This is a genomic window from Microcoleus sp. B3-D7 (assembly GCF_036705305.1).
Classification (GTDB): Bacteria; Cyanobacteriota; Cyanobacteriia; order Cyanobacteriales; family Microcoleaceae; genus Microcoleus.
On sequence record NZ_JAUBUE010000047.1, the window covers coordinates 12389 to 39150 of the forward strand.

Here is a 26762-nt window from a genome sequence, read left to right on the forward strand (position 1 = left end):
ACAGCGAGGAGTGTTGAGTGTTAGTTTTTGAATCCGTAAAGTGTAACTCTTTAACTTCAACCTCAACATTCCTAACTTAAAACTTTCATCCGGCCTTCTGCTTTCTGCCGTTTCTCGTCGATCGCACTTTCGATCAACCCCAGCATTTCGCCCCAGGTATTGTCCCAAGAATTGTCTGCTAAAAAGGCATCTACTTCGCTCAGCCACTTCGTGCGAACGTCCGAACTTTCGCTGAGGATTTCTTCGGCACAAGCAACGAATTCTGAAGAATTGCTAGCAATCCGAACCAAGCCGTTTTCTCCGTAGGGTCGCACCACGTCGCGGATAGGAGTAGAAATCACCGGTTTGCCGGCAGCGAGGTATTCTGGAGTTTTCGTGGGACTAATAAACTTAGTCGATTCGTTAATCGCAAAAGGCAGCATGGCTATATCCCATCCGCCAAGATACGCTGGCAATTCTTGATAAGATTTGCCGCCGAGATAGTGGATATTTGGGTGAGTTGGCAGAGTTGTCGGATCGATTTTCACCACCGGGCCAATGATGACTAAATGCCAGTCCGGCCTTGCTTGGGCCATGCCCGCTAGCAGTTCGATATCCATGCGTTCGTCTATGACGCCATAAAATCCCAAACGCGGGTGAGGAATGTCTTTTTGATCGGCCGGTTCTTCTGAAAGATTCCTGGCTGTCGCAAAGTGTTCTTTTTCGATGCTGCTGGGGAAGGGGTGAATGTTTGGGTGCTGGTGCTGTTTAGCTTCGTAAAGGTTGTGTCCCCCGGTAAATACTACGCTAGCGCGCTTTAATAATTGGTTTTCATTGGCTTTTAAATCCGGGTGCGCGCCTTGGAATGCTGACAGTTCATCCATGCAGTCGTAGACTACAGCTAGCGGCTGTAAGTGGCTTGTGAAACTGACAGCCATTGGTGTGTAATACCAGAGGATGTACTGGCTAATTTCCGCCGCTCGAAACAAATCATCTAGCATGGCTTGCTGAGCAGTTTGTGCTGTTGCTTCGCTGGTTCCTTCGCTCAGGTGCGGTACTATTACCCAGACTCCGCTTTCGTGGATGCTCACATCAAGCCACCAATCTGTAGCCGCGGTAAACACAGGTTCTTCTACAAAGAATACGCGACGAGTTTTGGCACAGCGACTCAAGAGATGTTGCGGACGTTGATAGACAAAATTCCACCGCAAATGGGACAGGCAAACTAAATCTGGTGCATCTAAAGCCTCAGTTTTTGATAAGTTGGCCCGCAATGCGGGCGACGCAGCGAATTGAGATGGCGATTTGGCTGGATCTATAGAGGTAAATCGGATCTCCCATGCTCGCTCTTTATTGCTATAATTATTGTTTACTGAGTTTTCTGGGGGCGACATATTAGCCTCTGGAATTTGTCAATGAAAATTTGTCCGTTAAAAGTTGTCAATAGGATATATTTCTCAGCAGTGTCTTACTGAAAGTCGCAAGCATAAATCTGAGAACTTTTATTGACGAGCAAGCGCCGCATTCAGTGAGCCAAACAAAGAAACTGTTTAGCTGCGGAAAAAACAGGCTTATCTGCTTTTTTCAGAATTGAAACTTGGAGATAAGTTAATATTGTTAGACTTGCTATTGTTGTTAAATGTAACCCAGTTTTTCTGCCCTAACTTCTATCTGAAGGATGACTTTTATCTCAGGAGACACCTAGCTTGTATGCGGGGTTCCAAAGCCGTTAAAATGCCGATCGACCTTGTAAAATGACTTTTAACTGGCAGGTACGGGGTGAAAAAAGAGCAAGTTTTATTGCTTTATTTGAAGATGAGAGAAAATTTGCCATCAAGTTTATGTTGCTTTTTGATTTGACAAACCTTGCTTTTTTTTAACTCATCCGATCGCTAATTGGGTAAATTTGTATCCTACTATACCAAGTTGCGTCCGAGATTTCTGACTTCCGATAGATTAACAATTGACAGTTTATGCAGTGACGTTAAACTCACCGAACAGCACCTGTCTCAACAATATCACAGAAACCAGGCAACCGCAACGATAAACCTAAGATTTTGCGCGAGTCTGTGGGAAGAAACCAAGATGATGACATTGGCGCTGTGGGCGTCAGTTTAAGCTTGCGCCCACAGCACAAATGTCAATCATCCCTCTAAGGGCGGGTTCGCCACTATCTGCAATCAAAGGCAAAATAGCCACCTAAATCCGCAACTAGAAAATAGCAGCAACTTTACAGTCGGCGTCTGTCAATCTTGGCGATTCCACCTCCAAAGGCAAAATCTTGCACTGTCGAACTCTTTAAGAAATCGTGAGGGAAACCCAATTCAATTGCACTTACTTTGTCTAACTGTTGCATTTGTGCCGGGGTTAATTCAAACTCCAAACAAGCTAGATTTTCCTGAAGTTGCGAGAGTTTGCGCGAACCCACAATCGGAATAACTTCGACTGGCTGTTGTCGCAGCCAGTTTAGGGCTACTTGAGAAGCAGGTTTGCCAATTTCGGCCGCTATTTTGCTAACTTCGTCAGCAATTTTGAGGTCTCGTTCGTTAATTTTTCCAGATTCAGGTGAATTCAGCCGTTTAGCTTCGCTGGCTGTTTCTGAAGTGTTGTATTTTCCTGTCAGCAAACCGGCTGCTAGGGGACTCCAAGCTGTGACGCCAATATCAAAGGCTTTTGCCATAGGGATCAAGTCCCGTTCTGGAGTTCGCTCTTTTAAAGAATACTCGATTTGCAAGCCGATAAATGGTGTCCAACCGCGCAGATTAGCGATCGTATTTGCTTGAGAAATAATCCAAGCCGGCGTATCGGAAATGCCGATATAAAGAACTTTGCCGGCGCGCACTAAATCGTCAAAAGCGCGCATCACTTCTTCGACGGGTGTGGTAAAATCCCAAGCGTGCAGCCACAACAAATCTATGTATTCAACTTGCAATCGCTTCAAACTTGCTTCTACTGCTTGCACCATATTTTTGCGGTGGTTGCCGAAACCGTTGATTTCGCCATTCTTCATGTTGAGGCTATACTTAGTGGCAACTACCCATTTTTCGCGATCGGCTGCGATGAACTCACCGACATATTTTTCGCTAGTACCGTTGGTGTAGAGATTCGCGGTATCAATGAAATTGCCGCCCGCTTCTGCAAAGGCGTCGAACATTTTCCGGCTTTCGTCGTAGGAACTCCCCCAACCCCACTCTTCCCCAAAAGTCATGGTTCCGAGGCAGATTTCGGAAACGCGAAGTCCGCTGTGACCTAATAGTTTGTATCTCATGTCACCCTTCCCCTAGTTAATGGTTGTTAACAGTTTAGATCGGGATTTCCCAAACTGTTGCCATAAGTCGGGGTAACGGGCTTTTGTAATGTGTTAGCGCTGCGCTGAGGGTTGAATGTTTTGCCAAGTTAATCAAAATGTCGTAGCAGGGGCGATGCAGTCCCCCCCCTGCGTTTAGTTTAAAAAGCGCGCAGGGGCGATCGTCTTATTAATGTATTTAGGATCACATCAACAATTTAAAATACAGTAAAAGGGCAAAACACATATCTACCTTTAGATAGGTATTGTATGAAATGATTTAAATAAAAAAATGCTATCTTAAATAATCAGACAACCAGACAGAACTAGAGAAAAAATTAATGTAGCTAAATTAACTTTTTAGCGTTATAGTGATTTATAGATTACAAAAACTAGGTGACTCACTTGGCTGATATCGTTGATACCGCCGTTTCGGCTGGATCTTTTACAACCCTAGTTGCTGCTGTCAAAGCTGCTGGTTTAGTAGATACTCTCAAAGGCGCTGGCCCCTTCACAGTTTTTGCGCCTACTGACGAAGCTTTTGCTAAGCTTCCCGCAGGTACTGTAGAAGCACTGCTTAAGGACATTCCTAAGCTCACAAAAATCTTGACTTATCACGTCGTTTCTGGCAAAGTTATGGCCGCTGATGTGGTCAAGCTGAAATCTGCCAAGACAGTGGAAGGTTCAGAAGTTAAAATTGATGCTTCCAATGGGGTCAAAATCAATGATTCTACCGTTACAGCAGCCGATGTTGCTGCTGATAATGGCGTCATCCACATTATTGATTCAGTCTTGCTTCCTGCGTAAGCACAGACTTAGATAGCGCAATACTATCTTGAGGGCGGTGGCTGTTGTTAGCCACCGCCCTGTTTTAATTGATAGTTGAGATTTAAATATTTTACCCAGCTCAATAATTAAAACTATCGCTCTTTTGTCTGTCTAGGCGGAAGAAAAGTGGAAATCAGGATCATCTTCAATTACAGGAAGGGCTCCCTCGGCGCTATCATAATCAGGGACTAGGTTTCACTCAGCGATTTTCCTTGATTATAGTCTTCCCAGAGTGACCAAAGAGCGATATAGCGCTGCTTTGGTTCCTGAGCAAACGCCATAAGTCGGCAAAATCCAACGTGTAACACACTAAGAAAAATTGATTACCCGTTCATTATGATGGAGCTGAGTTCCACCCTCTTTTAAATCCAGAAAAACGCCTTTGAGTTGATTTGAAAAAGCGGAACGTTATAGTGGAACGCGAGCGAATTTATCAAGAGTTATAAGTTACCAGTAGAGTATATTAAATGTGGTTTTTTCGCTCCAATATAGTCATTAATTCCCGTCTTAACATAAAATTAATCACATTGAATTCCAATATTTTAAAAGCTATTTTTATAATTTTAATAAATTACTTTTACACATTCCTTAAGCCAACAATTCACTCACAGCTACGCTAAAACCTGTAAGTACACTTTGAGTGTTAACCACTTCATCCGCATTAAACAACCGCCAGCGTTGCCCTGCATTCACAAATATTAATCTAGCTTCAGGAAATAGCAACCAAACTTCTAAACATCCCGATTCCAAATATTCGTGAGCTTTCGCAAATAACTCTTCGCCGCTATCTTCGGGGGAAGCAACTTCCGCTATCAAAGGAAAACTTTGGGAAAATGCTGTAAAATTGCCTGATTCTGGCAACAATTCAGGAGTAATGTAAGCAACATCGGGACGGCGACCCTGTTTGTTAGTGCGGCAAAGAACTTCTGTAAGCACTTCTCCTCCCTGTCCGCTGGAGTCTTTATAATTTCCCCAGAAACGGGCTAATTTAGATTGAGCTAGACTGTGCTTGAATGTCATTCCTGTTTTCTCCACTAAGTTGCCGTCAACCCATTCCTTTCTATCAGCAGGTTTGACTAAAAAATGTTCAAGAGATATGACTTTTTTAGGCTCAGATTCGGGGGAATTTTTTGGTGTGTTTTCTAATTGAGGATGTGATTCTAACTCGGAGTTTTGGTCGGCATTTTTGGGTATAATTATAGTAGCTGTCATGCTCGCAACCTCTGTTTAACTATTATAAGTTTACAAGCGATCGCTCTCGATCGCATTCGATGACATGATTGAAATTGGTAGATTTGGTTTTTTCAACTTAGCCCGACAATTTATATATCATAGCAATTCAGAAAGGTGACTTTCATGATTCTCTCCCACCGTTTTTCTGAAGCCCTCACCTATGCTGCCGAATTGCACGCTACCCAAGTTCGCAAAGGTTCCGGGGTTCCCTACATTGCCCATTTGTTGGGCACGGCTAGTATAGCTTTAGAATATGGGGCAAATGAAGATGAGGCGATCGCAGCTTTGCTTCACGATGCGATCGAAGATCAAGGCGGCGCCACCACCCGCGAAGCCATCCGCCACCGCTTTGGCGATACAGTCACAGCGATTGTAGACGGCTGTACCGAAAGTGACGCGACGCCGAAACCCCCTTGGCGTCAGCGAAAACAAGCCTATATCGATCGCATTTCTACAGCTTCTGGCTCCGTCAGATTAGTCTCGGCTGCTGATAAACTTTATAATGTTCGATCGATCCTGAAAGATTACCGTCAATTAGGAGATACTGTTTGGGAACGCTTCAAAGGTGGCAAAGATGGTTCTCTCTGGTATTATCGTTCTTTAGTAGAAGCATTCCGCCAAGCTGAGTTAACGCCTATAGTTGAAGAATTAGACCGCACAGTTTTAGAATTAAAACAGTTTTCTGAAGGCTGAAGACTGAAGGTAAAAATCACTAATTATCAATTACTAATTACAGTCACAAAATGGCAAATGTTCGCTTAGAAAATATTACCAGACGCTACCAAAACGTCACCGCGATCGAAAACATCAGCTTCAAAATCCCGGACGGGGAATTTTGGGTATTAGTCGGGCCATCCGGCTGCGGTAAATCCACAATTATGCGGACAATTGCAGGTTTAGAAACCGCAACTTCCGGCAATCTTTACATCGGAGATAATTTAGTTAACAACATTCCGGCGAGACAGCGCGATGTAGCAATGGTGTTTCAAAATTACGCGCTTTATCCGCACATGACTGTCGCAGAAAATCTGGCTTTTGGATTGCGGATGCGGAATGTTGACCCGACTAAAATTCAAGAACGAGTCGAAACAGTAGCCCGATCGCTCTCGATCGACCACCTCCTCAAGCGTAAGCCCAAACAGCTATCAGGCGGACAGCAGCAGCGGGTAGCACTCGGAAGGGCGATCGCCCGCGAACCGAAAGTATTTCTTTTAGATGAACCGCTTTCTAACCTCGATGCTCAACTGCGAGACGACACTAGAGCAGAACTCAAACAACTGCATCAACGGCTGGGAATTACCACAATTTACGTCACCCACGACCAAGTGGAAGCGATGACTTTAGCTGATAAGATTGTAGTTTTAAATGGGGGAAAAATTCAACAAATTGGAGACCCGCAAAGCATTTATGCCAAACCAGCTAACCGCATGGTTGCCACATTTTTAGGCAATCCCGCCATGAACATTTTGCCGGCAATTTATACTAACGAATCCTTTCAAGTGGGAAATCAACATTTAGCCTGTCCGCCCTCGATTCAGAAAAAATTGCAGGCTAGAGAAGGACAAGGATTTGATTTGGGCATCCGTCCAGAAAATATAGAAATCTTTACCCCACAAACAGTAGAAGATGATGATTTGAAAACCGATGTTTGGGCCTTAGAAAAAGTCCCTCTTGATGTAGAGGTAAAAGTAGTGGAACCTCTGGGGCGAGAAACTTTAATTCGGGCGAGTTTGCCTTTGTTGAGTGCTGAAACTACTGTACAGTTACAAATACCTGCGAGTGTTCGCTTGCGATCGGGCGATCGACTGACGGTACAGCTTGACTTCGATCGACTATTTATATTTGACCCCTCCACTGGCGAGGCGCTGTATCCTTAACTGGATTGAACACGACTTACGCAGGGGTAATTAGTCACCGGGTTTTTTTAGTCGCAGTGCGTAAGTCTTGTTCAAGCTCAAATCTCAAATCTCAAATCTCAAATAAACTGAGCTTTCCAGTGGGAATGTCTCGATTCGTAGTTACAAAAGTTTACACTTGACATTTATTAATTTACGAAGTAATGATACGATTAGTATTGGCACAACGGCAAAACGTCCTCCCAAAAGCTGATATTTCCTGAATCGGGGCGATCTCGACCCACAACGCCAGCACCTTCGCGCTAAAAATCGGCTTTGCGCCCCGACTTGGGAGCAACTAGCGAACCAAAAACTCAGAAAAACGTTCTAGCGGCATTTTTAGATGAATCCCGACAACCTGCCTCAAATGCTGCAAACAGGATTTCACCTAACTTTAGGTGCAACTTCCTTTTTAATTGAGACATTGCAAGATCCTCTGAAGCGAGAAGAAAATCTTGACAAACTGAAGTCAGATTTTGGCCAGCTAGCCGATGAGCTGCTGGAAAAAGGAGAAATGACTGAGCGAGAAGCCCGGAATTTTGTAGATACTATTTTTTCTCAACCGGGCGATCGGGAGAATGCAGACAGCGAATCTGTCTCGCCCAAGCAATCAGATGCAGCGACTGATGCTCCTCCCGAGTCGGTTGTACAGCCTAACGTAAAGCTAGAGATTCAAGAATTAACTGCACACATGGCAGCGCTGAGGGCCGAGTTGGAAAATTTGCGCGCCGAAAATTCCCAGCATTAAAGAATCAAGAGTCTCTAACACAGCCGGAGTTTACTTGCCAACTTAATTTAACAGAACCAAACTTTAGTCATTGTCCCATTTTTCAGAACCGATCAGGTCGGCTATCCGATCGCGCAGCAAGAAGTCGCATTTTTCTAATTCGCACTCTACACAAGCCCATTCCCGGGGCGGAATGAATTGGCACAGGGTATAGATGGGCTGTTGGCGGCTGAGTACGCCCTCATGCACGAGCTGACGCGCTTCATCTTGGATCACATCTAAAGAGTATTGGATTTGGGGAATAGTGGAGTGAATCATAATGCGCCCTCAATGTTTTACTAAAAAATTTTATGGCCCTGGTAATAATATAGTCCAAACTTACGAATATGGAAGTTAAATTTTGTCCGTATACAGCTATACAATTCACTGCCGTAAATAAAAATAAATTATAGGAATCATCAGTAAGTGATGGGATCTGTCTTAGGATGTTGAGAAGCAGCACATTTTCCCGACTAGCAAGCGGATCTGCTGGAAAGCTCAATTCAGAACTTAGGAACCCGCATCGGATTCCCGGTTTCTGGATGCTTTGCCACCAAAGGCAACATTTCCGGCGAGAAACCGGGTTGATGAATTTAACTCCTAACGCCGCAAGCAGCAAAGGAAATATTTAGGAGTCCGGCAACTCAAGCATTACCAGTTCCGTCAATGCCGAATAGCACTTCAAGAACGAGAGATTGCGCTGTCGGCATTTGCCCAAAACAAAATACATAAGGAATACTCGGAGGCAAGTGTGGCAAAAATTGCTCTAAAACGTAGGGACTGCCGTAAATTAACACAGCTTGCAGTTCTCCCGTTTTTAATAATTTCTTAAACCAATCTTGAGCTGCTTCGGTCAAACCAGCACTGCCTCGGAAGCAATTGCCGCGAATGAAAATTTGCAGCAGTGTTGGAGAAAAATGCTCTGCACCTGTATTATCAGCGATCGCCCCTGTGCGATCGTCAATCAGTTGCAATTCGTAACCAAACTGTTCAGGAAGGGCGATCGCCGGAGTGTGGTTGCCCAAAAACTCACACCCCAAAACATCATCTACAACAATCAAATTCCGCAAAAGCTGGTTTTCTGCGGGTTTGGCAACCTGCAAAGGTAGATTGCCGCCAAATTTCAAAGAATCTCGCAAAATATCGGCAGCAGTTGCCCTGGCATCAGGAGTTGCCAGCAAACTTAAGTCTATCGACTTGATTGATGTTGAATCTACTGCTTTTTCCTTTTCCTTTACTAACAAACCGACTTTAGCTTTAGCCGACCAAATCCGCTTGACAGATTCCTTGATTTGTGCTTTTGAAAGTCGCCCTTGAGTGACAGCTTCACAGACAGCCAGAATCGCCCCTTCCGGGTCAAGCGGCATCAGCAAAACATCAGCACCAGCCTCAGCAGCCAAAACAGCAGCTTCATTAGCGCCGTACTTATTGGCGATCGCACCCATCACCAAAGCATCCGTCACGATCAAACCTTCAAATCCCAACTCTTCTCGCAGCTTCCCGATCAAAATTTTGCGAGAAAGAGTAGCAGGACACTCCGCATCCCAAGCCGGAATCAGCAAGTGAGCACTCATCACAGCATCGACCCCAGCAGCCATCGCCTCAACAAAAGGAGGCAACTCAACCTGGGCCAATCTCGCTGGGGAATGCGGCAAAACCGGCAATTCCAAGTGAGAATCAACCGCCGTGTCCCCGTGGCCGGGAAAATGCTTAGCTGTAGTCAAAACCGGGTGCTCACCTGCGCCGCGAATAAAAGCAGCGGCTAATTTCCCGACAATTTCCGGTGTCTCGCCAAAAGCGCGGACGTTAATCACAGGATTGTCGGGATTGTTGTTAACATCAACCACCGGTGCAAGAATCCAATTTAGACCGATCGCCCTAGCTTCGATCGCAGTGACAGCGCCCATTTGTTCAGCATATTGATCGGCTTTACCTGCATCGTGCCGCGCCACTTCGGCAATTGCCATCGGCGGCCCGAACCAAGTCGCCCCCGCGAACCGCTGGCCGACACCTTCCTCAATATCGGCCGCCAGCAGTAGCGGAAACTTGGCCCAAGACTGCAATTGGTGCGATCGAAGTGCCAACTCCGCAGCACTTCCCCCGACCAAAATCACCCCACCGACGCCCAAATTTTCCAGATAATAGCGGAGTTTGCTGGCAGTTGGTTCCCATTCGGGATAGCGAATTTGGTGGTCGAACAAGCAGCCAGAAGCGCGCACCACGAACATCTGTGCCACCAGTTCTGGTAAGGAAAGATTGTCAATCATGGGAAATTAGGAATTGTTGACTGTTGACTGTGGACTGTTGACAGGAAAGCTGTTGACTACCTTCAGACACTAATCCTCGTCTGCTTCTAAATCATCATCATCATCATCATCATCATCATCATTTTCATTGCCCTCGGCCAATTCTTCGTCATCAAACATACCTGGTTTGCGATCGGCAGAAAGCTGATTCAGCAGTATCAACATTTTATCGCCCCGTTCCAAAGAACGGTCTTCCAGAAAAATCACTTCCGGCGTTCGGCGCAGTTGCAATCGTTGGCCCAACTGGTTGCGGACGTAGCTAGTAGCAGATTTCAAACCTTCCATAGTTTCAGCCTTCGCCTCATCAGTACCGTAGATGCTGACAAAAATTTTTGTATGCTGAAGGTCTCCCGAAACAATTACATCGGTAACGCTAACCATACCGGCACCTACCCGGTCGTCCTTGATTCCATTCAGCAACATCAGGCTGACTTCCCGTTTAACCATTGAAGCTACACGCTCAATGCGACGACTTGTAGCCATAACACCTACTCCTCTACTTTCCTAATCAGCCATTTTCATCCCGATTGACAATTGTAGCGCGATCGGTCAGGGGTGTTACGGGCGATCGTCAGAGTTAGGGGTGAGATACAGCTTAGAGGAAAAAAATGTTTGATTGCCATAGGTGAATATATAGCTAATATAGAGAGGTAGAGTGAGAGACAGCTTAGAGGAAAAAAATGTTTGATTGGATTGTCAAAACCGTAGCCGATGCTTCAGGGGCAACTAACCAGCTAAAGATAGCTGAATGGGCAAGATTGAACAGGACTAACCCTTTCGATATGGGAGCCAAAAACTACCAACGATGTCTTCATGACTTAGGGTTAGGGGGAAAATATCATGAACTTGAATATAATAACGAAGATGGAAGCCTAGAATATCAATAATTTAGCCGTAATTGCCTTGATTATGATTCATAATTACCCATTTTATTATCCATCCCTAATCAATCAATCAATCAATCAATCAATTAAACAGAAACAATTCTTGTCGAAATTCCTTTATCGCTGCGTTTTTTTAGGAAATAAAACTCATGGAAAAAGAATTTACAGTCGGTCAAAAAGTCCGAGTTGTGGCGATGCCGCCTTACGTCAAAACTGCCGAACCGATGCCGATGCTGCGGCCTGCGAATTTAATTGCGATCGGCGCTGAAGGCGTTGTGATCGATCGGCGTCCCGGCAATTATTGGGGAATTCGCTTTGAAAAAGGTGCTTTTCTGTTAGACAGTCAGTACATTGAAGCGGCGGAAACTAATGTAGAAAGTAATGGGTAATCGAGAATGGGTAATGGGAATAGGGAATTGATCTGATATCAAATTCGTTGGTATTAGAATTATTCCTCTCTGTCTTCGGGAAACTCAGCGCCCTCTACGTTCTCTGCGGTTAAATCATTCCGAAACAACAGTAAACCCTATGAGAAATTAACATTTCTCTTTTCCTTCTTCCCTCAACATCCCTCCCTTAAATCTGTTAAATCCCATTGCTTGCTCGTTGCCCAACTTCCTTCTTCAACAAGCCAGCTTAGCTTCAAAAGCCAAAGAATTAACAGGAAACTCCCCCAAAAATTCCTCTAAAAGAGGAGATGTGAAGTTACAAGGTTGAGGCTTGCCCAAATGATAACCTTGAGCATAATCTACCCCAAGTTCATTTAGTTTATCCATAATTGTTTGATTTTCAACATACTCGGCAATAGTTTTAATTCCCATGACGTGAGCGATTTTGGTAATAGCTTCCACCATTGCGACATCAATAGGATTATCGACAATATGCTTAATAAAATTGCCGTCTATTTTGAGATAATCAACCGGCAAGCTTTTCAGGTAAGCAAAGGAAGACATCCCGCTGCCGAAGTCGTCCAAGGCAAACTGGCAGCCTAGTTCCTTGAGTTGCCAAATCAAGCTAGCGGCCTTACTGAGATTACCAATGGCAACGGTTTCGGTTATTTCAAAACAAATTATTTGCGGCGGTATTTGATGGATGGAAAACTGTTCCTGAATAAACTCGATAAACTTTTCTTCGTTGAGGCTGTCCCCAGAAAGGTTGATGGAATAAAGGTTGGGATATTTGCCAAATGACGATTGCAGCTCAGAAAGAGAGCAAGCAGGGAAGGTAACTATTTTATCGCTGCCTATCCCGGGGTTTTGGACTAATAAATTTGCTGTGAAAATTTTAGATAACTGGCTAAATAAAGTACGAATCACCCAGCGGTCGATCGCGTGCATCAAGTTGTAGCGTTCTGCAGCCGGAATAAACGCCATCGGCGACACCAACTCACCAGTTTCCAACTGGAGGCGCAGGAGGATTTCGCAGTGGGTTCCGGTGGTTGGAGAGTTGAGCAAAGGTACGATCGGCTGAGAGTACAAGCAAAAGCGATTCTCTTCTAAAGCTTGATGAATTTGCACCACCCACTCGGTTTCGCCGTGCTGTTTGATTAATTCTTGGTCGCCGGCTTGATAAACCTGTACCCGGTTGCGACCTTTATTTTTAGCAGCGTAGCAGGCCATATCAACCGCGCTCAAAATCGCAGATGTTGATGCTGTTTTGGGATTGATTGCTACCAAACCGATACTGACGCCGATCGAAAAAGTTTTGTCCTGCCACCCAAACCGGAATCCCTGAATGCTTCGCAGCAGCGTTTCAGCAACATTCAATCCTCGTTCGACGGGACAACTATACAGGAGTACAGCAAATTCATCGCCGCCCAGACGCGCCAAAATATCGGTTTTGCGGATATTGCTTTTAAATAGCTGGCTGACTTGGCGCAGCAGTTCGTCCCCTGCAGCATGACCGCAGGTGTCGTTAACTATTTTGAAGCGATCGAGATCCAGGTAAAGCATCACGTGTTCTTGCCCGTAACCTTGAGCGCCGTGTAGGGCGTGCTCTAGCTGGTACTCAAATTCCCGGCGGTTGACTAATTGCGTTAGGGGGTCATGAGTTGCCTGCCAGGTGAGTTGCCGCGCTTGAGTTCGCACTTGCGTGACATCTCGAAACACAACGACGGCCCCGACAATTTCGCCGCTGCTAGCGTGGATGGGTGCGACGCAGTGGTCGATCGCAAATTCGGTGTTGTTGCGGTCAATCAGCAAGCTGTTGTGTCCTTGGTCAACAATCCGACCTTCGCACAAAGCGATTTCGGCGATATTTTCGGTCGGCCGCCTGGTAGTTTCGTCAACTATTCTCAGCACGCTGGCGAGGGGCAAACCTTTAGCTTCCAATGTAGACCAACCCGTGAGTGTTTCGGCAACTGGATTCAGGGTGGAAATGCAGCCGTCGGCGTCAGTAGTGATTACGGCATCGCCGATCGATTGTAGAGTAACCTGAGCGAGTTCTTTTTCTTCAAAAAATGCTTGTTCCATGCGCTTGCGATCGGTAATATCTCGCTGCACCGACACCCAGTGGGTAACGTTCCCGGAGGTATCGGCAATGGGTACGCTGTTGAGTTCCACCCAATATGTTGAACCGTCTTTGCGGTAGTTAATCAATTCCAGGCGTAGGGGTTCTCGGCGAGAGAAAGTACGGCGAATTTTAGCGACTTGGGTTGGGTCGCTTTCTGGGCCGCGCAAGCAACTCGGGGTTTTCCCGATGATTTCTTCGGGTAGGTAGCCCGTCATTTGGGTAAAAGCTTCGTTGGCATAGATGATTGTGGGGTCGGAGATATCGCTGTCTCCCGCATCCATAATCACGATTGCGTCGTTAGCGTTCACTACAGCAGATTCTAAAAGGTGGAGCCTGGCCTCGGCCCGCACGCGGGTAGCAATTTCGCTTTCTAGTCTGGCATTAGTCAAGCTGAGCGATGCGATCGCTTTTTGCAATTCCTTAGTCCTTTCTGCCACTGAATCGTGCAGAACATCGATCGCCCCGGACATTTCCATCGGGTCAAGTACGCGAAGTATGTTGGTTTGAGTAACTATTCCCAGGAGTTCTCCCTGTTCACCCGTTACTACTAACCTGCGGACTAAACGCTGGTGCATTTCCTGATGAGCTACCCACAGCGAGTCTTCTTGCTTGAGGCTAAATAAGGGGGTGCTCATCACAGTTTGGGCGATCGTTTTTGACAAATCTATATCTAAAGCTTGAAATTCGACAATATCCCGTTCTGTGACTATACCTACTGGAATGGGGAACGGTAAATTTCTCGATAATTCTGTTGATTCGGTAATTACTACGCAGCTAACGCGGTGCTGCGCCATCAACTCGGCTAAACTTCTAACTGACGCGGAGCGAGGTGCTTGAATGACTTGTGCGGTCATTACTTCTTTCACGCGGCGCATTTTTAAGATATTTGCCGGTTTCAGCATGGCTTGGCGAATACTTTCCGGGGTAATTACTCCTAAGAGTTGACCTTCACTATCCAATATTGGTAAATGCTTAGTTCTTCGTTTCCCCAGCAGAATTAAGGCGCTGAAAATGTCTTGAGTCTCGGATTCTGTCAGAGTTGCAGCAGGCTGCCTCATTACTTCTGCGATGGTGATACCTTTTAAGTTTTTGCCCGAGGCAATCAAATCGACAAGATCCCTTTCTGTGAAGATTCCTTGCAATTGAGAATGTGGAGCAGAGTGCGAGGATAATTTTTCTAGGGATTCTTCCACGACAAAGACGCAGATACCTGTCGCGTCTCTAAATGCGCTTGAGGTGGGGGGATTTGCTATTTCTGTTAGTGGCTGATAGATATCGCTTGGTGGAATGTCTGGGTTTAGAAAACAAGTTCCGCGCCGTTGGCCCATCAGGGTAATTACTTCTGCTAGTGGGGTATCGGGCGCAACTGTCAAGGGGTAGCGGTCAATTACTTGAGCTAAGGTTGGCAGATACTTGGAGGAATCGTTTTTGAGCATATTTAATTGAGTTTTGCGATCGCGTGGACTCTGCGACATTCCAAAAAAGTGCTGCTTGCCAAGCACTAGGTGGATTTTTACTGCGCTGCTGAGACCTAATTAAAATTTATTGTTAAAAATGCAGCCGAGCTTGGACTGGGGATCAAGCCAGTGACTGCTTTTCCTCTACCTATAAAGTTATAAGCTTATCTTTATTTTAAATTAATTTTTCAGCCTCGTGACACTTTTATTAAAAACAAAGTATTTTATGTGAACTTTTTGCGATAGGATCATCCCTAAAATCATCCCTCGTATTGCGAATCATCTCCATCTTCAGAAAGACACATCGCTTGGCTATATTAGCTAACCTAGAAAAGGTTACTACAAAAAGGCACTGTCTTAAGTTCCGCAGTGTTAAGTTTTGCGAAATTATGTTTTGCGAGCTTGTCGAGACCATCTATGCGTTGTTAAGGGCAATCGATATCACAGCCCATCTGTGAATTAGATCGCAACTTGCGGAAACAACAGTGGTAAGATTGTAGATATCAAGACAAGAAGTTAAATACAGAGTCTGGTGAGGAAAAGGGATTATGAAACGCAATCTATTAGCCGCTACTTTTTTAATTACTCCGCTACTGTTGGCCGGCCCGGCTCGCGCTGAAAATCCCGCTCACGTCAAACAGTTATTGTCAACCGGGCAATGTTTTAAGTGCGACTTGTCAGGAGCAGATTTAACGGGAGCTCATTTAATTGGTGCTGATTTGAGAGAAGCAAATTTACGAGGAGCAAACCTATCTAGTGCCAACCTCGAAGGTGCTGACTTGACGGGTGCTAACTTGACGAGTGCGAACTTAACCCAAGTTTTCCTGACTAATGCCAGTTTAAATGACGCAGACCTCGATCGGGCAAATCTGACCGCAGCCATCATTAACACCGCTGACGTATCCGGCGCATCAATGGAAGACATGACTATCACTAATGCCAAAATCTACAATACCCAAATCGGCGTCGGCGGCAGCTACGACCAGTGAACTCAGTAAAAGAATGAAAACCGCCAATTTTCAGTTTAAAACCCGGTTTTTCCCAGAAACCGGGTTTTTAGTCTTTTTGTAGGCTGCCCCAGAGCCTCACATTTTATGTCGTATTTCAAGCGAACAATCTGACGCACCCTACTACTACCGCTAAAAACCCAAATCAACCGCAATTCGGTGCGCGCAAGCAAACCCAGAAAATGCCACCGCATTTAAACCCTGTCCGGGAAACGTACTGTCACCCACACAATACAAACCAGGCATAGAAGTTCGATTAAACGGCATTCCCAGCAAACCCATTAGCTTCTGTCGCGGAATCGGCCCGTAAGTTCCGTCTTCGCGCCCCAAAAAGCGACGGTGAGAGCGCGCCGTCCCAACTTCCATATAATCCAAACCGGCATCTAAACCGGGAAAAATCTTTTCTAATCTTTCAATAATTCTCCCTGCGGCCTCTTCCTTTCTCTCCTCATATTCCTGCTGTGAAAGTCCTTCCCACTCTTCCATCCAACTCGAAGTAAAAGCGTGAACGATGTGATATCCTGCGGGAGCTAAATCCTGGTCTAGCACGGTCGGGATTGACACCAAAACTGTTCCTTCCGGCGCTTCCATTTTGTCCCAATCTTCTAACAAAATGTGGTGGCAGGCACTACCGGCAGGGATTACGCTTGCTTCCACTCCCAAATGCAAACTCAAGAAACTGGGGGCTTTTTGATAGCGCTGCTGCCATTTCTTTTCGCTAGCGGGCATCTCTTCTGCTGGCAGCAATTTTTCAAAAGTATCCCACCGCGTGGCGTTAGAAACTATCCGCTTTGCCCGGTAAACTTCGCCGGTTGCTAGCTCGACTCCCACAGCGCGGCCGTTTTCTGTAATAATTTTTTTAGCCTTAGCTTTGTATTGAATTTTCCCGCCGCATTTTTCTAATCCTTCGACTAATTTTTGGGCAATTTGACCGACTCCGCCTTTGGGATAATTGATGCCACCGTAATGTCTGTCGGAAAATACCATTCCGGCATTAATCATCGGCGTCAAGTCCGCAGGTACTACAGACCAGTAGTAGCATTCCATGTCGATAAATTTCAGCAAAGTAGGGTCTTTTATGTAGCGCCGCGCAATGTCGCCAGTATTTTGAGGCAGATATTTTACTAATCCCAAACAGGCTAAAGGATTCTGAAAAAAGACTCGAACCAGATATCCGGGTTCTTCTAGGGATAGCAATTCCATCCCGTTGAGGCAGTTAAAGACGTTCCAGCATTCGCCGTAAAATTTGTGGATTCCTTCGCGTTCGTGAGGAAACCTGTCTGTTAATTCTTGCAAGTATTTATCATAAGCCTGGGGAACTTCAAGTTCCAAGCCGCTGGGTAAGTGATAGTGAAGCTGTACGGGGTCGGGAATCGTTTCTAAGGTGACGTTGACTGCTTTCAGGGCGCGGGTGAGGAGGTTGGTGGTGCCACGCTGTCCGAAGCCAAAAATCATGGAGGCGCCGACATCGAATCTGTAGCCTTCTCGATCGAAATATCCAGCGCTACCCCCCGGAATTGTATAGCTTTCGAGCACTAAAACTTTGGCTTTCTTCGCCGCTAGCTGGGTGGCTGTCACGAGTCCGCCAATGCCGGAACCGATGACAATCACATCAAACTCTTGCTGTGTAGGGCGGGAGTTGGGAGAAAATAACTGGGATTGGGTAGGAGCTGACATTAGGTTAAAAATCTTAATATTTCTATGATTTTACAGTCGATCGCTCCCGAAGCAAGAAGTTCGGCAACGGATTATGTAGCGGATGTAGCGGATGTCAGGAAGACCGAAGTTCGCCAATGCCCAATATCCAATGCCCAATGCCCAATGCCCGATGCCCGATGCCCAATGCCCCAGCTTCCCAAAAAAATGCGGGAACAGTCTACCATTGCCGACTGCCCCCGTCTGCCGATCCTTTGAGAGGAGAACACTAAAAATCACTATATCCTTGTTGCTAATTAATGTCAATACTATTGGAAAAATATTTCAATAAGCTGATGGAGGTCGATCGGCGAATGGGTTCTAACTCACATCTGGCACAATTCTCGCTTAACAGGCTTTCGGGCCTGTTCCACAAAGAGTGAGTTTTCTTGTGGGGAGTAGGGTTGGGCAGGAGAGCCGGCCCGTGAAAGGCTTATTAACAATGGTGCAAGATGTCAGTTTTAAGCGATGGCTGGTGCTTGTTACAATAGTCCGGCAGTCCGGCGGAGGTTTGAGCCTGTGACGGCAATCTTGAAAATGGTGCAATATCTCGATTCTCAATCTCTGGCTTGTATGCGCCCTCAAGGATGTGATAAGTTGCACAGAGCGATCGATCGCCCGTTGAGGAAGCCCTCGAAGAAGATCGATCGCACCGCATAAAATTTCTCAAACCTAGCACTCTCCCCAATTTCCTAATGTCCCTGCAACTGCGCGTTTACGTTCCCCCGCATCCGTTAATTAAACACTGGCTGGCTGTCGCCCGCGACGCCGCCACCCCATCGGTGCTTTTTCGTTCTGCGATGACAGAATTGGGAAGGTGGCTGGCTTACGAGGCGATTCGAGAATGGCTGCCGATAGTGGAAACCACAGTGCAGACCCCTTTGGGCGAATGTCCGGCGACTTTTATCAACCCGGAAGCTCCGTTAGTTGTGGTACCGATTTTGCGGGCGGGTTTGGCACTGCTCGAAGGAATTCAGACGGTTGTACCGCTGGCTTCGGTTTACCACCTCGGCATGGCAAGAAATGAGGAGACGCTGCAACCGACTTGTTATTTGAACAAATTGCCGGCGCAGTTTAACCCGGCAACGCGGGTGATAATTAGCGAGCCGATGCTGGCGACTGGCGGTACGATTATAGCGACAATGCAGGAATTGACGAAGCGGGGAATTGACCCGAGCTTGATTCGGATTATCTCTGTGGTGGCTGCTCCTCCGGCTTTGAAGAGGCTGAGTGCAGAGTACCCGAGTTTGATGATTTACACGGCAACGATCGACGAAATAGTCAACGAACAGGGCTTTATTGTACCTGGTTTGGGAGATGCGGGCGATAGAACTTACGGCACATGAACAAGTCCGTCAGTCAATTTGAGATTTGAGATTTGAGATTTTAGATTGACTCGACAGATAAATCTGGGGGCTTGTATCTCTTTTTGGGTGCGGTGAGTGGTTTCAGGAATCAGTTGCTGAAATATTTGGGGAAAAAGATGACCCTGGTTTGGTAAAAGCAGGCACAGAGAGAGTTAGAATCAAAAGTACAAGTCAAAAATAAATAGCTTTTAGCACTCATTGCCCGTGAAACTTGATTCTGTTCCGCCAAGCTTGTCTGCTTCTGACTCAGTAAACCTCAATTATGATTTGCCACAACAGGTACAACTACAAATAAAAGAGGTTACTGAGATTTGTGCTGCTTTAAACCCGGAGCCCGCTGAACTCTCAGTGACGGTAAATCCCGATATTTGTCAGGAACAAAAGAAACTGAAGCCCAAGCACTGGGCAATTTTTGCTTCGACTTTTGCAACTATTTTTTTAGCTGAAATTGGAGACAAAACTCAGCTCGCAATTTTGCTGATGACGGCTGAATCTCGAAATCCTTGGATCGTTTTTGCGGGTGCGGGTTCGGCTTTGATAGCAACCAGTTTGCTGGGGGTGTTGCTGGGAAGGTGGCTGGCTAGTCGGATTGCTCCGAGAACTTTGGAGAGAGCAGCCGGAGTGATTTTGCTGGCAATTTCGGCGGTTCTGCTGTGGGAAGTGCTGGGTTAATTGTCTGCCTGTCGGTAAGTCGTAGATTTCTACAACAGCTAACTAAGAAGTGAAAAAAATATGGACTGGCAACTTCTGGGAATCAGTTTTATTACAGTGTTTTTGTCAGAATTGGGAGACAAAAGTCAATTAGCTGCGATCGCCCTGGGCAGCAGTTGTAACTCGCCGCGGGCTGTATTTTTCGGCACGGCGTCGGCGCTGCTGCTGGCGAGTTTAATCGGTGTGGCGATCGGCTTCAGCACCGCAGAGGTGTTGCCGGAACGACTGGTAAAGGGACTCGCGGCGATCGGATTTGCGGTGATGGGCTTGCGCTTGCTGTTGCCAAAAGCAGATTTACCGGAAGCATCCGAGTAGGGCGTGTCCTCAGTCGATTTGAGATTTGAGATTTAAGATTTGAGATTTACTCCACAGATGAATCTGGGAGTTTGAACAAGAGTCTAAAATCTTGATCTCTTCACAACAGGAGTCGTTCGCAAGTATCCGTTTTTGGGCGGGTTCAGGAAACTTGACAGTATAGTTATATCAAGTCTGTTAGCATCGGAATTATTCAGATCTCTATTCTCTTAATCAGCGTGAATCAGCGTCAATCCATTGTCATCTGCGGTTAACATATTCTCTTTTTTAACCGCAGATGAGGGCAGATAAACACAGATTAACGCCGATGAATACAGAAGGGCTGCAATTCAAGGCTCGTTTTCGATCGCGCTAAATTTTAAAAAATTAGCGGGGGGCGTGAATTCACGCCCCCCGCTGCTGGTTGAGTTTTTTTTCTCCACTCAAGATCTGAGTATTGTGTCGATTAAACTTGGTTTTGGTAGCACCAGCCCAGCAGCGTACCGGCGACAGCCAACTTCAGCGCTTCCAATCCAAAATAGCCTTGGTGCAGTAGATTCATCCCGGCGGGCACTTCTGCTGCGGAATCGAACAGATTTAGCTGGATTCCTAGGGCACTCATTTGGGGTGTCAGGCCGTAGGTGTCAATCAGGGCGATCGCCAGAAGTACCAATGATAATAAAATTGCTGTGCGGCTGCGCTTGCCGAAGTCACCGACTAAATTGCTCAAAACCATCAAACCCGTTGCCACCAGGCCCGAACAGATTAACTCAACCCGGTTGAATCCCCAAAACATTAAATTTCCGGCCGTTGTAAACTCGGGAGATGTCATCATGCCCGATACGTAGAGACTGGGCATAATTACTAGATCCAAAATCAGGCTAACGCTGAGCCAGAAAATTAGAGCCACCATGACAATTGCTTGCCAGCGCGGTTTGATTGATTCTACTCTTGATGTTGTAATAGCTGTCATATAATTAGACCCTCTAAAATTTTCTTCTGCCTTTTCTAGAGTTTAACTAACTTTTTTCTAAAATTCTGTTAAGTATTTTTAAATTAATGGTAACTTTTGTGTAACATACCCTGAAGAATTGTTAAGCTCACTTATGTTTTTCATCACTTCGGTTAACTAATACTAATTCGGAAAAAGTACGGAATAAATTAATAATTACTCGCAGGACTTATGCACTGCGACCAAAGACATCTGTTTTTGACCCTGATTAAACAGCGTAACGTATTTTTTTTATAAAAACCCAGGTTTCTGCATCCAGAAATAACTCCTAATTCAACTGTAATATGCCTAAATTTCAATTATCCTCTTGGTTGCCCCGTCTCCCCCCTCAAGTCTGGATTCTTGCCGCCGGCAGATTCCTCTCCCAAAGTGGCACCGGTTTTACTTTATTTTACGCACCGATATTTTTTGTCGATCGCGTGGGTTTATCTGCTACTGCTGTTGGGATTGGTTTGGGTAGCGGTTCAGTTTCGGGAATATTCGGCAGAATTTTGGGCGGTTCTTTTTGTGATTCAAAATTTTGGGGAAGGCGGCGAACTTTATTGCTGGCTGCAGTTATTTGTGCTCTGGCTTCTTTTATACTGGCGGCGACTAATGATTTCGTTGGCTTAATTGCGGGCAATTTACTGATGGGTTTGGGCGTGGGTTTGTATTGGCCTCCAACCGAGACGATGGTGGCGGATTTAACTGAGGGCGAACAGCGACAGGAAGCTTTTGCTTTGACGCGGCTGGCTGATAATTTGGGTTTGCAAGTTGGGATTATTTTGGGCGGTTTGTTGATTGAGTTAACGGGGAACTATCGATCGCTCTTTATTATTGATGGTATCTCGTTTTTAGTGCTGTTTGCGGTAGTGGCGATCGCGATCGCCGAAACCTACAAACCAGCTAATCCAGGGGATAGAGGAAAAAAAAATCGGGAAAATGGTTGGATCGTGGCGCTGAGCGATCGAAGTCTTCTAGTTTATGCTTTAGTAAATACCCTGTTCACATTATATATTTCCCAAATCCAAACCACAATGCCGCTGTACTTTAGCAAGTTTGTCGCGGTGGGGACTAGAACAGGCTTTTCAACAGGTACAATTACCGTTTTGTTTGCTTTTAGCACGTTTTTAACTGTGGCTTTGCAACTGCCGATTGTTAAAGCTTTGAAGCCGTTTTCCCACCCGAAAGCTTTGATGATTTCGGCGCTGCTGTGGGGAATGGGATTTATCGCGATCGGCTTGACGGGAATGGCTGCAACTGGCAATCTATTTTTAGCTGTTTTAGGCTTGAGTTTTTTGTCTGTTGCGACTGTTGCTTATACGCCTTTTGCTTCTGCTTTGGTGGTGGATTTAGCCCCAGAGTCTTTGCGGGGCGTGTATTTGGCCGTTAGTTCTCAGTGTTGGGCGATCGGCTATTTAATCGGGCCTCCGCTGGGCGGTGTGGCTTTGGATAGAGGTAAATGGGCGGCGGATAATTTTTGGTTGGGTTTGGCTGTTAGTGTGATTGTGGCTGTGGTTATTTTGCAAAAGCTCGATCGAATGTTGAAAAGTAGAATCTAATATTCAGTTGTTCGTTGAAAACTAAGACCAAAAAACCCGGTTTCTGCGTCAATATCTCTCGGTTCGATACCACGATTTTTCAGAGAAACCGGGTTTGTGACTCCCCGTGCGTCCAAGACTGTAGTTGTTAGGATTAACAGTCAACAGTCAACTAACTAATTTATTTTCGTCGATCGCCCAATTTGCGGTAAACTGCTCTCAAATCAACTTGATGGTGAGCCAAAGCAACTAAAGCGTGATAAAATAAATCCGCAACTTCCCCAGCAATCCCCTCTTTGTCGTCATCTTTGCAAGCCATCACAACTTCCGCCGACTCTTCGCCAATTTTCTTGAGAATCTTGTTGTCGCCGCCCTCGAACAATTTGCAAGTATAAGAACTTTCGTTAGGATGGTCGCGGCGATCGCAAATTACCGCAAATAATTGAGATAACATATCCCCTGGCGGCGGTGAAATTTCCCCATCAACTTGGTGAAAACAACTTCTTTCTCCCGTGTGACAAGCAATATCTCCAACTTGTTCGACAGTGACTAGCAAAGCATCGCTATCGCAGTCGTAACGCAGCCCTTTGACATTTTGAACGTGTCCCGAAGTCGCCCCTTTGTTCCAAAATTCGGCGCGCGATCGACTCCAGAACCAAGTTTGCCCGGTAGAGAGCGTTTTTTGCAGCGACTCGCGATTCATCCAGGCCATCATTAACACCGTACCGTCCAAATAATCTTGGACGATCGCAGGCACTAAACCGCGATCGTCGTAACGAATCTTTTCAATTGGGATCGATCGGCTCAAACTTGATAAATCAGTAGTAGACATAATTTTATTTCAACTTGGTAAGATAGATTAACGCTTTCCTGTGGGAGATTTTTTTTATTAACCGCAGAGAACGCAGAGGAGGCAAAGGAAGAGAAAAGAGAAGATTGAGCAAGGGATGGGTAAATTGTCAAGAACTCTTTTACAAAAAATTACACTTTAGGGCGATTCCCTATGGGATAGCTTCGCTTCACGGTGCTAGTGCAACAAAGCCTAAAAAACCCAAGCTAGTATTGCTACTCATTGGTTTGTACCCTAAAATCTACTAGAATAGTTTCCTTGAATCGACCTAACCTTTATGTTGAACCGGTTATAAAATTATTCTACCAACAACAGACGTTCACTAAGGAGAAAACATTGGTTTCCACAACCTTGAAAACGACCAAATCAGAAGAAATTTTCGCCGCCGCCCAGAAGTTGATGCCAGGTGGCGTCAGTTCCCCCGTGCGCGCTTTCAAATCCGTAGGCGGACAGCCCATCGTCTTTGACAGGGTAAAAGGAGCCTACATTTGGGACGTTGACGAAAACCAATACATTGACTATGTAGGCACTTGGGGCCCGGCCATCTGCGGCCACGCCCACCCGGAAGTCATCAAAGCCTTGCACGAATCTTTAGAAAAAGGTACGAGTTTCGGCGCACCATCGCTGTTGGAAAACGTACTCGCCGAAATGGTCATCGATGCCGTTCCCAGCATTGAAATGGTGCGATTTGTCAACTCCGGCACCGAAGCCTGTATGGCCGTTTTGCGGCTGATGCGAGCTTTCACCGGACGCGATAAACTGATTAAATTTGAAGGCTGCTATCACGGGCACGCCGATATGTTCTTGGTAAAAGCCGGTTCCGGCGTCGCAACTCTTGGTCTTCCCGACTCCCCGGGCGTGCCGAAATCCGTTACCAGCAATACCCTCAACGCTCCCTACAATGACTTAGAAGCAGTCAAAGCTTTATTTGCCGAAAATCCCGGCGAGATAGCAGGCGTAATTCTCGAACCCGTGGTGGGGAATGCGGGTTTTATTACCCCGGATGCAGGCTTTCTCGAAGGTTTGCGGGAAATTACTAAAGATAACGGTGCTTTGTTAGTTTTTGATGAAGTAATGACCGGTTTCCGCATCGCCTACGGCGGAGCTCAGGAAAGATTCGGTGTCACCCCGGATTTGACTACTTTGGGTAAAGTTATCGGTGGCGGTTTGCCGGTGGGAGCTTACGGGGGAAGGCGGGATATTATGGGAATGGTTGCTCCTGCTGGCCCAATGTATCAAGCGGGTACGCTGTCGGGAAATCCTTTGGCGATGACTGCTGGGATTAAGACTTTGGAATTGCTGCAAAAACCCGGCACTTACGAACAGTTGGATAAGATTACCAAAAAACTGTCTGACGGATTGCTAAAAATTGCTAAGGAAGCCGGACACGCGGTTTGGGGCGGGCAAATTAGCGGGATGTTTGGCTTGTTTTTTGCGGCTGGCCCGGTTCACAATTACGAGGATGCGAAGAAGTCGGATTTGACGAAGTTCAGCCGCTTTCACCGGGGAATGTTGGAGCACGGAATTTATCTGGCTCCTTCGCAGTTTGAGGCTGGATTTACTTCTTTGGCTCATACTGAGGAAGATGTCGATCGAACTTTGGCGGCAGCGCGTGAAGTGATGGCAAGTATTTAACGTGTGTAGTAAGGATGTTCGTTCTTAAAACTCAGGAATAAATAATTAAAGTCCTTGCTGTTTATTGGCAGTAAGGACTTTAATTATTAACTGCTTTATCAAATAAAGTCCTGAATCGTATACTGAGTATTCAGGACTAGCTCTTAATCAGGTTTACAGTCTTTTTTACTAGATCTGCACAGGGTAATTTCAGTTTAAAGGCGTGAGGAAATTACAAATTAGTAATTATAGAAGCTCTCTACTTTACGGTAGCTATCCCTAACTTAGCTCCCTTAATTCGGCGTAATCGATCCATAACTTCCACAACATTTCCGTGATTGACGCTTCTATCCGCATTCAGCACAATTAATGAGTTCGGATTTGACCCCATTACCTGTCGCACTGTACTCTCAATCTGCTCTAAGTTGACTGACTTTTTATCAACCAATAATTTTCCCTGAGCATCAATGGTGACGGTAATTTTAGCAGGCGAGTCCTGAACTTGAGAGGTTGCTGCTTTCGGTAAATTTACGGGTAGACCCTCGGATTTGGATAAAGACAAAGAGGAAACAATGAAAAACGTCAATATGGCGAAGGTTACATCAATCAGTGGCACGATGTTGATCTGGGGAATACTATCAGGTTCATCGGGTAGGCGCATAGTTAGATTCTCTTGGTAGTTTTTCGTAGTGGTGACGGTACAATAGCTCTAGCTGACCTCCGGCTTCCTGCATAAAAGCTATCTGCTGTAAGTAAAACCCGCGAAACATATTAGCAAATACGAGTGTAAAGATTGCCACTACTAACCCCATTGCCGTAGAAACGAGGGCTTCGCTAATCCCCCCGGTAACGCCCGCGGCATTGGTGCCTGCAGCATCTCCCAGTTTGAGGGAGTCAAAGGTGGTAATTAAGCCCAAAACTGTTCCGAGCAACCCAAATAGCGGGGAGAGGGTGATAATGGTGTCAAATATTGTATTGAATCGCTTCAAAACGGGGATTTCTGCCTGAGCTGCACTCTCTAAGACCAAACGAAATTCTTCGATGTTGGGCGAGTCTAATTCTAATGCTTCCAAAAAAATTCTGGCTAACGGCAAATCAGCGTTTACTTGTAACTTTTTGATGGCGGAATCCGGGTTTTGACTGTAAAGTCTTAGCACTTCCCGGACGACCCGCCGCTGTCGCCGATTCACTTTAAACCAAAAGACAAGACGCTCTAAAATCAGTGCGACTGCTGCGATTGACGAGGCAAGCAGCGGCCAAGAAACAATGCCCCCAGCGCGAAAAATGTAAATGAAATTATCCATTAGTTTGTATTCTCGTTAGCTGTGTTGAGTGATCGCAAGCTGCCTAATGTTGCAATTAGCCCGATCGAAGGCTGGTAGAGTTTCTGCGTCAAGTCGGCACAAGTGATTCAGACTGCGAATTGTTGCACTCAAGGGCGATCGCGATCGCACAAACGCATTACCTGTATGTGACTATCTTCGTCTTTACCCAAAATGCTTCTACTGCGATCTCGACCGATTTTTCTACCAGTGCTTGCTAAAGAT

25 protein-coding genes are annotated in these 26762 nt (G+C 45.9%); 13 read left to right on the top strand and 12 right to left on the bottom strand.

Features of this window, described 5'->3' with window-relative positions:
* Positions 1–71 precede the first annotated feature (71 nt).
* Together QUB25_RS24200 and QUB25_RS24205 are read right to left on the bottom strand one after the other, a co-directional pair.
* A complete protein-coding gene (locus QUB25_RS24200) occupies positions 72–1373 on the bottom strand; it encodes a glycosyltransferase family 1 protein (protein WP_333186971.1) in 1302 nt (433 codons plus the stop codon).
* Positions 1374–2209: 836 nt separating this feature from the next.
* Positions 2210–3247 carry an aldo/keto reductase gene (locus QUB25_RS24205; protein ID WP_333186973.1) on the bottom strand — a complete coding sequence of 346 codons (1038 nt, stop codon included), beginning with the start codon at positions 3245–3247 and terminating at the stop codon, positions 2210–2212.
* 423 nt (positions 3248–3670) lie between these two features.
* On the opposite strand from QUB25_RS24205, the gene QUB25_RS24210 reads away from it, so the two are divergent.
* A complete protein-coding gene (locus QUB25_RS24210) occupies positions 3671–4072 on the top strand; it encodes a fasciclin domain-containing protein (protein ID WP_333035415.1) in 402 nt (133 codons plus the stop codon).
* A gap of 609 nt (positions 4073–4681) precedes the next feature.
* Here the strand turns inward: QUB25_RS24210 and QUB25_RS24215 are convergent.
* Positions 4682–5305, bottom strand: coding sequence for a Uma2 family endonuclease (locus QUB25_RS24215; RefSeq protein ID WP_333186976.1), 624 nt, complete (start codon positions 5303–5305; stop codon positions 4682–4684).
* A gap of 144 nt (positions 5306–5449) precedes the next feature.
* On the opposite strand from QUB25_RS24215, the gene QUB25_RS24220 reads away from it, so the two are divergent.
* From QUB25_RS24220 to QUB25_RS24230, 3 genes are all read left to right on the top strand, one after another.
* Complete coding sequence (locus tag QUB25_RS24220) at positions 5450–6019, top strand: HD domain-containing protein (protein WP_333187037.1); 570 nt, start codon at positions 5450–5452, stop codon at positions 6017–6019.
* A 50-nt stretch (positions 6020–6069) separates the two neighbouring features.
* On the top strand, positions 6070–7203 hold the full coding sequence (locus QUB25_RS24225) for an ABC transporter ATP-binding protein (protein WP_333186978.1): 1134 nt from the start codon (positions 6070–6072) through the stop codon (positions 7201–7203).
* Between the two features lie 361 nt (positions 7204–7564).
* The gene (locus QUB25_RS24230) at positions 7565–7969 is read left to right on the top strand and encodes a hypothetical protein (protein WP_333059720.1); all 405 of its coding nucleotides are present in this window, start codon (positions 7565–7567) and stop codon (positions 7967–7969) included.
* 63 nt (positions 7970–8032) lie between these two features.
* Here QUB25_RS24230 and QUB25_RS24235 read toward each other — a convergent pair whose 3' ends face one another.
* The 3 genes from QUB25_RS24235 to rbfA form a co-directional block, all read right to left on the bottom strand.
* Positions 8033–8266 (bottom strand): DUF4327 family protein, encoded by a 234-nt coding sequence (locus tag QUB25_RS24235; protein ID WP_333035426.1) that lies wholly within the window; start codon positions 8264–8266, stop codon positions 8033–8035.
* A gap of 365 nt (positions 8267–8631) precedes the next feature.
* A complete protein-coding gene (locus QUB25_RS24240) occupies positions 8632–10254 on the bottom strand; it encodes a glycoside hydrolase family 3 N-terminal domain-containing protein (RefSeq protein WP_333186981.1) in 1623 nt (540 codons plus the stop codon).
* Between the two features lie 69 nt (positions 10255–10323).
* Positions 10324–10776, bottom strand: coding sequence for a 30S ribosome-binding factor RbfA (rbfA, locus tag QUB25_RS24245; protein WP_333186984.1), 453 nt, complete (start codon positions 10774–10776; stop codon positions 10324–10326).
* Positions 10777–10973: 197 nt separating this feature from the next.
* Here rbfA and QUB25_RS24250 point away from each other — a divergent pair, with 197 nt between their 5' ends.
* Together QUB25_RS24250 and sipA are read left to right on the top strand one after the other, a co-directional pair.
* Positions 10974–11180 (top strand): hypothetical protein, encoded by a 207-nt coding sequence (locus tag QUB25_RS24250; protein WP_333186987.1) that lies wholly within the window; start codon positions 10974–10976, stop codon positions 11178–11180.
* A gap of 146 nt (positions 11181–11326) precedes the next feature.
* A complete protein-coding gene (sipA, locus tag QUB25_RS24255; RefSeq protein ID WP_333186990.1) occupies positions 11327–11566 on the top strand; it encodes a regulatory protein SipA in 240 nt (79 codons plus the stop codon).
* A gap of 234 nt (positions 11567–11800) precedes the next feature.
* Here sipA and QUB25_RS24260 read toward each other — a convergent pair whose 3' ends face one another.
* A complete protein-coding gene (locus QUB25_RS24260) occupies positions 11801–15163 on the bottom strand; it encodes an EAL domain-containing protein (RefSeq protein WP_333186993.1) in 3363 nt (1120 codons plus the stop codon).
* A 530-nt stretch (positions 15164–15693) separates the two neighbouring features.
* Here QUB25_RS24260 and QUB25_RS24265 point away from each other — a divergent pair.
* Positions 15694–16134 (top strand): pentapeptide repeat-containing protein, encoded by a 441-nt coding sequence (locus QUB25_RS24265; RefSeq protein ID WP_333174688.1) that lies wholly within the window; start codon positions 15694–15696, stop codon positions 16132–16134.
* 150 nt (positions 16135–16284) lie between these two features.
* On the opposite strand, the gene crtH is transcribed toward QUB25_RS24265, so the two are convergent.
* A complete protein-coding gene (crtH, locus tag QUB25_RS24270; protein WP_333186996.1) occupies positions 16285–17829 on the bottom strand; it encodes a carotenoid isomerase in 1545 nt (514 codons plus the stop codon).
* A gap of 486 nt (positions 17830–18315) precedes the next feature.
* Between crtH and QUB25_RS24275 the strand changes: the two genes are divergently transcribed.
* The 4 genes from QUB25_RS24275 (at position 18316) to QUB25_RS24290 (ending at position 20240) form a co-directional block, all read left to right on the top strand.
* Positions 18316–18507, top strand: a complete 192-nt coding sequence (locus QUB25_RS24275; protein ID WP_333186999.1) for a hypothetical protein — start codon at positions 18316–18318, stop codon at positions 18505–18507.
* Between the two features lie 35 nt (positions 18508–18542).
* Positions 18543–19193, top strand: coding sequence for a uracil phosphoribosyltransferase (gene upp / locus QUB25_RS24280; RefSeq protein WP_333059729.1), 651 nt, complete (start codon positions 18543–18545; stop codon positions 19191–19193).
* A gap of 225 nt (positions 19194–19418) precedes the next feature.
* On the top strand, positions 19419–19886 hold the full coding sequence (locus tag QUB25_RS24285) for a TMEM165/GDT1 family protein (RefSeq protein WP_333187001.1): 468 nt from the start codon (positions 19419–19421) through the stop codon (positions 19884–19886).
* A gap of 60 nt (positions 19887–19946) precedes the next feature.
* Positions 19947–20240: a TMEM165/GDT1 family protein gene (locus QUB25_RS24290; RefSeq protein ID WP_333035445.1), complete on the top strand. Its 294-nt coding sequence runs from the start codon at positions 19947–19949 to the stop codon at positions 20238–20240.
* A 445-nt stretch (positions 20241–20685) separates the two neighbouring features.
* On the opposite strand, the gene QUB25_RS24295 is transcribed toward QUB25_RS24290, so the two are convergent.
* On the bottom strand, positions 20686–21192 hold the full coding sequence (locus tag QUB25_RS24295) for a hypothetical protein (protein ID WP_333187005.1): 507 nt from the start codon (positions 21190–21192) through the stop codon (positions 20686–20688).
* A 323-nt stretch (positions 21193–21515) separates the two neighbouring features.
* Between QUB25_RS24295 and QUB25_RS24300 the strand changes: the two genes are divergently transcribed.
* A complete protein-coding gene (locus QUB25_RS24300) occupies positions 21516–22772 on the top strand; it encodes an MFS transporter (protein WP_333187008.1) in 1257 nt (418 codons plus the stop codon).
* A gap of 160 nt (positions 22773–22932) precedes the next feature.
* Here the strand turns inward: QUB25_RS24300 and hisIE are convergent, their stop codons facing one another.
* Positions 22933–23583, bottom strand: a complete 651-nt coding sequence (gene hisIE, locus QUB25_RS24305; RefSeq protein ID WP_333187011.1) for a bifunctional phosphoribosyl-AMP cyclohydrolase/phosphoribosyl-ATP diphosphatase HisIE — start codon at positions 23581–23583, stop codon at positions 22933–22935.
* A 354-nt stretch (positions 23584–23937) separates the two neighbouring features.
* Between hisIE and hemL the strand changes: the two genes are divergently transcribed.
* Positions 23938–25236: a glutamate-1-semialdehyde 2,1-aminomutase gene (gene hemL / locus QUB25_RS24310; RefSeq protein ID WP_333187014.1), complete on the top strand. Its 1299-nt coding sequence runs from the start codon at positions 23938–23940 to the stop codon at positions 25234–25236.
* A gap of 238 nt (positions 25237–25474) precedes the next feature.
* Here hemL and QUB25_RS24315 read toward each other — a convergent pair whose 3' ends face one another.
* Both QUB25_RS24315 and QUB25_RS24320 read right to left on the bottom strand, forming a co-directional pair.
* Entirely contained in the window at positions 25475–25876 is a 402-nt protein-coding gene (locus QUB25_RS24315; RefSeq protein WP_333187017.1) for a biopolymer transporter ExbD, read from the bottom strand.
* Positions 25860–26519 carry a MotA/TolQ/ExbB proton channel family protein gene (locus tag QUB25_RS24320; RefSeq protein ID WP_333059736.1) on the bottom strand — a complete coding sequence of 220 codons (660 nt, stop codon included), beginning with the start codon at positions 26517–26519 and terminating at the stop codon, positions 25860–25862. The genes QUB25_RS24315 and QUB25_RS24320 overlap by 17 nt, the downstream gene beginning before the upstream one ends.
* Positions 26520–26762 lie beyond the last annotated feature (243 nt).

Excerpts from the sequence above, each read along its gene's own strand:
- QUB25_RS24200 (WP_333186971.1), bottom strand. The coding sequence starts at position 1,373 with ATGTCGCCCCCAGAAAACTCAGTAAACAATAATTATAGCAATAAAGAG.
- QUB25_RS24205 (WP_333186973.1), bottom strand. The coding sequence starts at position 3,247 with ATGAGATACAAACTATTAGGTCACAGCGGACTTCGCGTTTCCGAAATC.
- QUB25_RS24215 (WP_333186976.1), bottom strand. The coding sequence starts at position 5,305 with ATGACAGCTACTATAATTATACCCAAAAATGCCGACCAAAACTCCGAG.
- QUB25_RS24220 (WP_333187037.1), top strand. The coding sequence starts at position 5,450 with ATGATTCTCTCCCACCGTTTTTCTGAAGCCCTCACCTATGCTGCCGAA.
- QUB25_RS24225 (WP_333186978.1), top strand. The coding sequence starts at position 6,070 with ATGGCAAATGTTCGCTTAGAAAATATTACCAGACGCTACCAAAACGTC.
- QUB25_RS24230 (WP_333059720.1), top strand. The coding sequence starts at position 7,565 with ATGAATCCCGACAACCTGCCTCAAATGCTGCAAACAGGATTTCACCTA.
- QUB25_RS24235 (WP_333035426.1), bottom strand. The coding sequence starts at position 8,266 with ATGATTCACTCCACTATTCCCCAAATCCAATACTCTTTAGATGTGATC.
- QUB25_RS24240 (WP_333186981.1), bottom strand. The coding sequence starts at position 10,254 with ATGATTGACAATCTTTCCTTACCAGAACTGGTGGCACAGATGTTCGTG.
- rbfA (WP_333186984.1), bottom strand. The coding sequence starts at position 10,776 with ATGGCTACAAGTCGTCGCATTGAGCGTGTAGCTTCAATGGTTAAACGG.
- QUB25_RS24250 (WP_333186987.1), top strand. The coding sequence starts at position 10,974 with ATGTTTGATTGGATTGTCAAAACCGTAGCCGATGCTTCAGGGGCAACT.
- sipA (WP_333186990.1), top strand. The coding sequence starts at position 11,327 with ATGGAAAAAGAATTTACAGTCGGTCAAAAAGTCCGAGTTGTGGCGATG.
- QUB25_RS24260 (WP_333186993.1), bottom strand. The coding sequence starts at position 15,163 with ATGTCGCAGAGTCCACGCGATCGCAAAACTCAATTAAATATGCTCAAA.
- QUB25_RS24265 (WP_333174688.1), top strand. The coding sequence starts at position 15,694 with ATGAAACGCAATCTATTAGCCGCTACTTTTTTAATTACTCCGCTACTG.
- crtH (WP_333186996.1), bottom strand. The coding sequence starts at position 17,829 with ATGTCAGCTCCTACCCAATCCCAGTTATTTTCTCCCAACTCCCGCCCT.
- QUB25_RS24275 (WP_333186999.1), top strand. The coding sequence starts at position 18,316 with ATGGCTGGTGCTTGTTACAATAGTCCGGCAGTCCGGCGGAGGTTTGAG.
- upp (WP_333059729.1), top strand. The coding sequence starts at position 18,543 with ATGTCCCTGCAACTGCGCGTTTACGTTCCCCCGCATCCGTTAATTAAA.
- QUB25_RS24290 (WP_333035445.1), top strand. The coding sequence starts at position 19,947 with ATGGACTGGCAACTTCTGGGAATCAGTTTTATTACAGTGTTTTTGTCA.
- QUB25_RS24295 (WP_333187005.1), bottom strand. The coding sequence starts at position 21,192 with ATGACAGCTATTACAACATCAAGAGTAGAATCAATCAAACCGCGCTGG.
- QUB25_RS24300 (WP_333187008.1), top strand. The coding sequence starts at position 21,516 with ATGCCTAAATTTCAATTATCCTCTTGGTTGCCCCGTCTCCCCCCTCAA.
- hisIE (WP_333187011.1), bottom strand. The coding sequence starts at position 23,583 with ATGTCTACTACTGATTTATCAAGTTTGAGCCGATCGATCCCAATTGAA.
- QUB25_RS24315 (WP_333187017.1), bottom strand. The coding sequence starts at position 25,876 with ATGCGCCTACCCGATGAACCTGATAGTATTCCCCAGATCAACATCGTG.
- QUB25_RS24320 (WP_333059736.1), bottom strand. The coding sequence starts at position 26,519 with ATGGATAATTTCATTTACATTTTTCGCGCTGGGGGCATTGTTTCTTGG.